The organism is Nitratidesulfovibrio liaohensis (genome assembly GCF_011682075.1).
Lineage (GTDB): Bacteria > Desulfobacterota > Desulfovibrionia > Desulfovibrionales > Desulfovibrionaceae > Cupidesulfovibrio > Cupidesulfovibrio liaohensis.
Genome location: NZ_VSMK01000463.1, coordinates 1 through 2010 on the forward strand (window position 1 = coordinate 1; position 2010 = coordinate 2010).

A 2010-nucleotide genomic window follows, 5' to 3' on the forward strand; every position below is an offset into this window, starting at 1 on the left:
GGACGCGGCGTGCCGTCCCAGCGGCCCGCGCGCAGGCCCGCCACGGTTTCGATCAGCTCGCGCTGGCCCTTCACCGCGTCGAACCGGCCCAGCAGCCCCACAACGAAATCGTCGTCCGTCCAGCCATACTCGGCCCGCACGCGGGCGCGGCCCGCCGCGTCGAAGCGGAACACGGATTCATCCACCCCGCCGAGAATGGTGTGAACCCGGTCGGCGGGCACGCCCATCTGAGTGGTGAAATGTTCGGCCATCACCGAGTTGGTGGCGATGACCGCATCGGCCACACGGGTGTGCAGGAACAGGTTGGGCCGGTTGCCCTTGGGCAGGCGCTGGTCGCCGCGCGTGCGCACCAGCCCGAAGCGGTGCGGCCCGTGCGCGTGCAGCGCCTTCAGCAGTCCCCACAGCACGAACGATTCGCCCCGGTGGCAGTTGACCACATGGGGGCGAAAATCGCGCACCATGCGGTGCAGCGTGCCGTACAGCCCGACAAGGGTGAAGGGATTGGCGGAATTCAGCGGCAGGGGGATGGGGTCCAGCCCCCAGGCACGGGCGCGTTCGAAGGATTCGGTGCCCGCAAGACCCAGCACCAGGGTTTCGTGCCCGGCCTCGCGCAGCAGGCGGGCCAGCATCATGCCGTACCACGCCGTGGCGTTGAACCAGCGCACGTTGACCACCTGGATGGTGCGCAACGGCGCGCCGTTCGGTGTCAGGGAAGACATCGACGGCGATGCATCGCCCGGCACGGCGTGGCGGACGGCGGAAGTGGTGGCGTGGGCTGGCGCGTTCACGGGCACGTCATGCCGCAATCGCCCGGCAATGACAACCCCCGGCAGCACCGCGCCCCGGCGGGCCGGTTGCGGCGCGTGCCGGATGGGGGGGCCGCAACATACGAAATGAGGCAAGGCCTCCGCCGGCAACCTCGCCAGCGCGCAACCGCCGTACACCGAGTGCGGCTATACCCGTGCACGCAACCCGGTAAGGAAGGTGGCCTGATCGGCGGTATAATCCATGATCTGCGACGAGGCACCGTCCTCGCTCCACCATGCGCTCATGGCTTCCATTTGCAGACGGGTCTTGATGTCCTGGAGGGAATACCCCTCCGCCTTGCGGGCCTTCTCGAGGTTGGACAGGGTCTGGATCTTCTGGAACTTCTTGACCATGTCCGGATTGTCCTTGAAATACTTCTCGATCTTGGCCTTGTCCGGGCTGTTGGTAATCACGGAAACGCCGCCGGTCTTTTCATCGGTGACCACCCTGAACTCCACGTCCTTGTCCACGCCCAGCTTGGTCAGGTCTTCGCGCACCTTGGCGGAAAATTCCTCCTCCATCTGCTTGCGGTACTCTTCCACCATGCTGAAGGTCAGCTTGCCGGTGGCATTGGGTGAAATTTCCTTGAGCACGCTGGAAAGCTGGGACAGATAGTCCAGCGAAAGCCCGGTCACCGTGTTGCCGGATGCGGAAGACGAGGAGGACGACGAAGTGCCCGACGCCGACGAGGAAGTCGACGAGGTGGAATTGCCCTCGGTGTACTTGGCAATGTCGATGCCGTAGGTGCCGTAAGTGCCGTAGGTGGACGTAATGGACATACTGCCTCCGGGCGGACGATTTTGCCGGGTTCCGCCTTTACGTTGCTTAATGCATCGCCCATGCCAGCGTGCACTCGCTCGCCTTGCCGCGCCCTCCTTTTCTGCCGTGTTGCCTGTCCGGCCCCCAGCCCCACCGGCACGGCGCTTCCACCAGCATCACGAACGCATGCGTCACCGCATACCGCCATGCCGGTACGGGCCGAAACCATTGGACGCCACGGCGGAAACGGGCTATCGGGGCGGTAACGGACATCCGCGCGGCGCGCCATTCTCTCGCCAGGTCATCCCGCACCGGGGGTTGCCGCCGCGCTTCCGCAGCCGGGCCATGCCCGGTCGGAGCCATGGTCGGTTCCCTGCCGCGCGCCAGCCGGGTTGCCGGGCGTTTGCCACCGGCCAGCATCAGGCCGTTGCACACCCTGGCGCC

The 2010-nt window shown here is 66.2% G+C and carries 2 protein-coding genes; both read right to left on the reverse strand.

From position 1 onward, the window contains the following. Positions 1-689, reverse strand: a 689-nt coding sequence (locus FVW27_RS14255) for a glycosyltransferase (protein WP_167126300.1), incomplete at its 3' end; no start/stop codon positions are given. A 264-nt stretch (positions 690-953) separates the two neighbouring features. Then, a complete protein-coding gene (locus FVW27_RS14260; RefSeq protein ID WP_167126297.1) occupies positions 954-1586 on the reverse strand; it encodes a hypothetical protein in 633 nt (210 codons plus the stop codon). Between the last annotated feature and the right edge of the window lie 424 nt (positions 1587-2010).

Coding starts and splice junctions, on each gene's coding strand:
- FVW27_RS14260 (WP_167126297.1), bottom strand. CDS start 1,586: ATGTCCATTACGTCCACCTACGGCACTTACGGCACCTACGGCATCGAC.